Origin of the sequence: Streptomyces sp. NPDC001536 (assembly GCF_042894505.1) — a bacterium.
Lineage (GTDB): Bacteria > Actinomycetota > Actinomycetes > Streptomycetales > Streptomycetaceae > Streptomyces.
On record NZ_JBIAVQ010000044.1, the window covers coordinates 1 to 4,188 of the forward strand.

The following is a 4,188-nucleotide window of genomic DNA, read 5'->3' on the forward strand; positions in this document are numbered from 1 at the left end:
CCCCAGCCACGCCAGCAACTGCGTCGCCGACGGACCCGACTGCACATGCGTCATATCCAGCACACGCACACCCTCAAGAGCCTTCGTCATGATCGCCACCTCACTTCGTACGTCGACGTCTGCACGCGATGTCCCGAGGGCGCGCCCTGCGCGGGCGCCGCCCTCGGCCGCCGGTCATGGCATGAGCTGGTACTCCGGGAAGTTGCCGGGCAGCCGCTCCCCCGCCGGGCCCTGCGTCACCGCGCGCACCAGCAACTCGCCGCCGACGAAGGCACCGCGCCAGGACGCGCCGAATCCGCCGAACAGCTCGTCGCGGTCGCCCCGCGAGCGGGGCTTGCCGTGACCGACCTTGAACGCCCGGATCTGCGGGGCGAGCCGGTCGAAGGCGGAACGGTCGTCCGTGGACAGCGTGGCCACCAGCGCGCCGTTGGAGGCGTTCATCGCGGCCAGCAGTTCTGCCTCGGTGTCGACGAGGACGATGGTGTCGACCGGGCCGAACGGTTCCGCGTGGTGCAGCGGTGAGGACGGGGGCGGGTTGAGGAGGGTGACCGGCTGGACGTACGCCGAGGTGTCCTGGCCGGGCAGGAAGCGGGCGTCGGCCTCACTGGCGCGGTGCAGGGGGACGGCGCCGCGCGCGATGGCCTCGGCGACCTGGTCGTGCAGATCCTTCGCCTTGGCCGCGTTGATCACCGGGCCGAAGTCCAGTGCCGGGTAGGGGTCGTCGGCCTGGGCGACGGCGAGCGGGTGGCCGACCTTGAGGGTGCGCACGGCGGGGAGGTACGCGGCCAGGAAGTCGTCGAACAGCTCCCGCTGGACGACGAAGCGCGGGTACGCGGTGCAGCGCTGCTTGCCGTAGTCGAAGAGCTTGGGGATGACGGCGGTGAGGGCGTCCCAGTCCGAGTAGTTCCAGATGCCCCAGGTGTTCAGCCCCTCCTGTTCGAGGACATGCCGCTTGCCGAGGTCGGCCACGGCCGTGGCCACGGCGGCGCCGGTGTCGCGGCCGCCGACGAAGGAGACACAGCCGATCTCGGGCGCCCGCACCAGCGCCTCGGACAGCTCTCCCCCGCTGCCGCTGACCAGAGTGACGGGGATCCCCTCGCGGGCGGCGAGCGCGCAGGCCAGGGTCAGACAGGCGACACCGCCGTCGGTCGGGGTCTTGGCGATGACCGCGTTGCCCGCCAGGGCCTGTACCAGCATGGCGTGAACGAGCACGCTCATCGGATAGTTCCAGCTGGCGATGTTGGACACCGGGCCGTCCAGCGGGGTCCGCCCGGCGACCATCGGTTCGATGCCGTCGACGTACCAGCGCACCCCGTCGATGGCGCGGTCCACGTCCGCCTGAGCGAGCCGCCACGGCTTGCCGATCTCCCAGACGAGCAGGAGGGCGAGGAGTTCGCGGTGCTGGGTGAGGGCGTCGAGGGTGGCCGCGACGCGGGCGCGGCGCTCGTCGAGCGGGATGTGCCGCCAGGCGCGGTGCTGGTCGAGGGAGGCGCGGACCGCCTGGTGGGCGGCTTCGCGGTCCAGGCGCGGCGGGCCGGCGATCGGGCTGCCGTCGACGGGGCTGGTGGCGGGCAGCGCCCGGCCGTCCGCCCGCCAGGCGGCGTTCCAGAGGTTGAGGACCCGGTCGTCACGGAACGCCTCGGGCGCGGCCGCGAGGCAGCGCCGCCAGGCGTCGTCCCAGGTGGTGCCGGACTTCACCACGAGGGGGGTGGGGTTGAGGGTGGTCGTCATTCGGTGTCTCCGCTCTCGGTGCACAGTCGGGGGCGGGGGGTGCCTGGCGTCCACGGCGCCTTCTGCGGAACCGTGGAGGGCAGGCCCGTGCGACAAGTGGTCGCGTATATAGGGGAGGAGCTCAGTGGCGCCGGGCGGTCACGCCTCGCGGGTCGCGTCGCGGTCGGCGGCCAGCAGGTCGAGCACGAGCCGGGCCGTCTCGGTCGGGGTGTTGCCGACCCTGACACCGACCGCTTCCAGCGCTTCCTTCTTCGCCTGCGCCGTACCCGAGGAACCGGACACGATGGCGCCCGCGTGTCCCATGGTCTTTCCCTCGGGCGCGGTGAAACCGGCGATGTAGCCGACGACGGGTTTGCCGACGTGCCGCTCGATGTAGGCGGCCGCACGTTCCTCGGCGTCGCCGCCGATCTCCCCGATGAGCACGACGAGTTCGGTGTCGGGGTCGTCCTGGAACGCGGCCAGGCAGTCGATGTGGGTGGTGCCGACGACGGGGTCACCGCCGATGCCGACACAGGTCGTGAAGCCGATGTCGCGCAGCTCGTACATGAGTTGGTAGGTGAGCGTGCCCGACTTGGAGACCAGGCCGACGCGTCCGGGTTTGGCGATGTCGGCCGGGATGATGCCCGCGTTGGACTGTCCGGGGGTGATCAGGCCCGGACAGTTGGGGCCGATGATCCTGGTGCCCTTCTCCTTCGCGTACGCGGTGAAGGCGACGGAGTCGTGGACGGGGATGCCCTCGGTGATGACGACGGCGAGCCCGATGCCGGCGTCGGCGGCCTCGATGACGGCCGCCTTGGCGAAGGCGGGCGGTACGAAGACGACGGTGACATCGGCTCCGGTCGACTGTATACCGTCGGCAACCGACCCGAAAACAGGTACGGCACGATCGTCGAAGTCGACGGTCCGGCCGGCCTTGCGCGGGTTGACGCCTCCGACGACGTTCGTGCCGGCCGCGAGCATGCGCCGGGTGTGCTTCATGCCCTCGCCGCCGGTCATGCCCTGGACGAGGACCTTGCTCTCCTTGGTGAGGTAGATCGCCATGTGCCGCCTCCTCAGGCTGTGGTGGCGAGTTGTGCGGCGCGACGGGCGGCGCCGTCCATGGTGGTGGCCTGCTGGACCAGCGGATGGGCGTGCGCGTCGAGCACCGCGCGGCCGCGGGCGGCGTTGTTGCCGTCGAGGCGTACGACGAGCGGCTTGGTCAACTGGACGGTGTCCAGGGCCCGTACGATGCCGTCGGCGACCGCGTCGCACGCGGTGATCCCGCCGAAGACGTTGACGAACACCGACTTCACCGCCGGGTCGGAGAGGATGACGGACAGCCCGTCGGCCATCACCTGGGCGGACGCCCCGCCTCCGATGTCGAGGAAGTTGGCCGGCCGGGCGCCGCAGCCGGCGACCACGTCGAGTGTCGACATGACCAGCCCCGCGCCGTTGCCGATGATGCCGACCTCGCCGTCGAGCTTGACGTAGTTGAGGCCCTTCGCGGCGGCCGCCGCCTCCAGCGCGTCCCCGTGCTCCGCTTCCTCGACACCCCAACGGGCCTGCCGGAAGCGGGCGTTGTCGTCGAGGGTGACCTTGCCGTCGAGGGCGAGGATCTGCCCTTGCCGGGTGCGGACGAGCGGGTTGACCTCGACGAGGACGGCGTCCTCGCGGACCAGTACCCGCCACAGCCGTACGAGGACGTCGACGGTCTGAGGCGGGAGGCCGGCGGCCTCGGCGATCTCTCCCGCCTTGGCGGAGGTGACCCCCTCGGCCGGGTCGATGTGGATACGGGCCACCGCTTCCGGCCGATCGGCGGCGACCTCCTCGATCTCCATGCCGCCCTCGGCGGAGGCGATGGCGAGGAAGCGGCCCGCCGCCCGGTCGAGGACGTAGGAAACGTAGAACTCGGCCTCGATGTCCACTGGTTGGGCCAGCATGACCTTGCCGACGGTGTGGCCCTTGATGTCCATGCCGAGGATCTGACGTGTCGCCAGTTCCGCCGCCGCCGGGTCGGCCGCGAGCCGCACACCGCCGGCCTTGCCGCGCCCTCCGGTCTTGACCTGCGCCTTGACGACGGCGGGGCCGCCCAGCCTGCGCGCGATCTCGCGCGCCTCCTTGGGTGAGTCGGTGACCTCCGCCCGCGGTACGAGGATGCCGTGTTCCTCGAAGAGCCCGCGGGCCTGGTGTTCGTACAGGTCCATGGTTCGGCTCCCGTCTCGATCGAGTCGCGTCTGAAAAGTGGTGCACGACCCCTGGACATCACCCACGGGATGCGGGATAACAATCTTCATACAGTATTCGTCGACTGTATGCAATCTACCGAACACGGCTCAGGAACAGCACCACCAGCACGCTCAAGGCAACGGACAAGCGAGGTGACCTGTGACGACGAAGGCTCTTGAGGGTGTGCGTGTGCTGGATATGACGCATGTGCAGTCGGGTCCGTCGGCGACGCAGTTGCTGGCGTGGCTGGGT

The 4,188-nt window shown here is 70.6% G+C and carries 5 protein-coding genes; 1 reads left to right on the top strand and 4 read right to left on the bottom strand.

From position 1 onward, the window contains the following. The 4 genes from ACFY0U_RS45620 to sucC form a co-directional block, all read right to left on the bottom strand. Positions 1 to 90 (bottom strand): CoA transferase (locus tag ACFY0U_RS45620; protein ID WP_388646467.1); only part of this gene is annotated, 90 nt, incomplete at its 3' end. Positions 91 to 174: 84 nt separating this feature from the next. Further along, positions 175 to 1,731 carry an aldehyde dehydrogenase family protein gene (locus tag ACFY0U_RS45625; protein ID WP_388646460.1) on the bottom strand — a complete coding sequence of 519 codons (1,557 nt, stop codon included), beginning with the start codon at positions 1,729 to 1,731 and terminating at the stop codon, positions 175 to 177. A gap of 138 nt (positions 1,732 to 1,869) precedes the next feature. Beyond that, positions 1,870 to 2,772 (bottom strand): succinate--CoA ligase subunit alpha, encoded by a 903-nt coding sequence (gene sucD / locus ACFY0U_RS45630; RefSeq protein ID WP_388646462.1) that lies wholly within the window; start codon positions 2,770 to 2,772, stop codon positions 1,870 to 1,872. Positions 2,773 to 2,783: 11 nt separating this feature from the next. Further along, positions 2,784 to 3,914, bottom strand: coding sequence for an ADP-forming succinate--CoA ligase subunit beta (gene sucC, locus ACFY0U_RS45635; protein ID WP_388646464.1), 1,131 nt, complete (start codon positions 3,912 to 3,914; stop codon positions 2,784 to 2,786). A gap of 181 nt (positions 3,915 to 4,095) precedes the next feature. On the opposite strand from sucC, the gene ACFY0U_RS45640 reads away from it, so the two are divergent. Continuing rightward, positions 4,096 to 4,188, top strand: a 93-nt coding sequence (locus ACFY0U_RS45640) for a CoA transferase (protein ID WP_388646470.1), incomplete at its 3' end; no start/stop codon positions are given.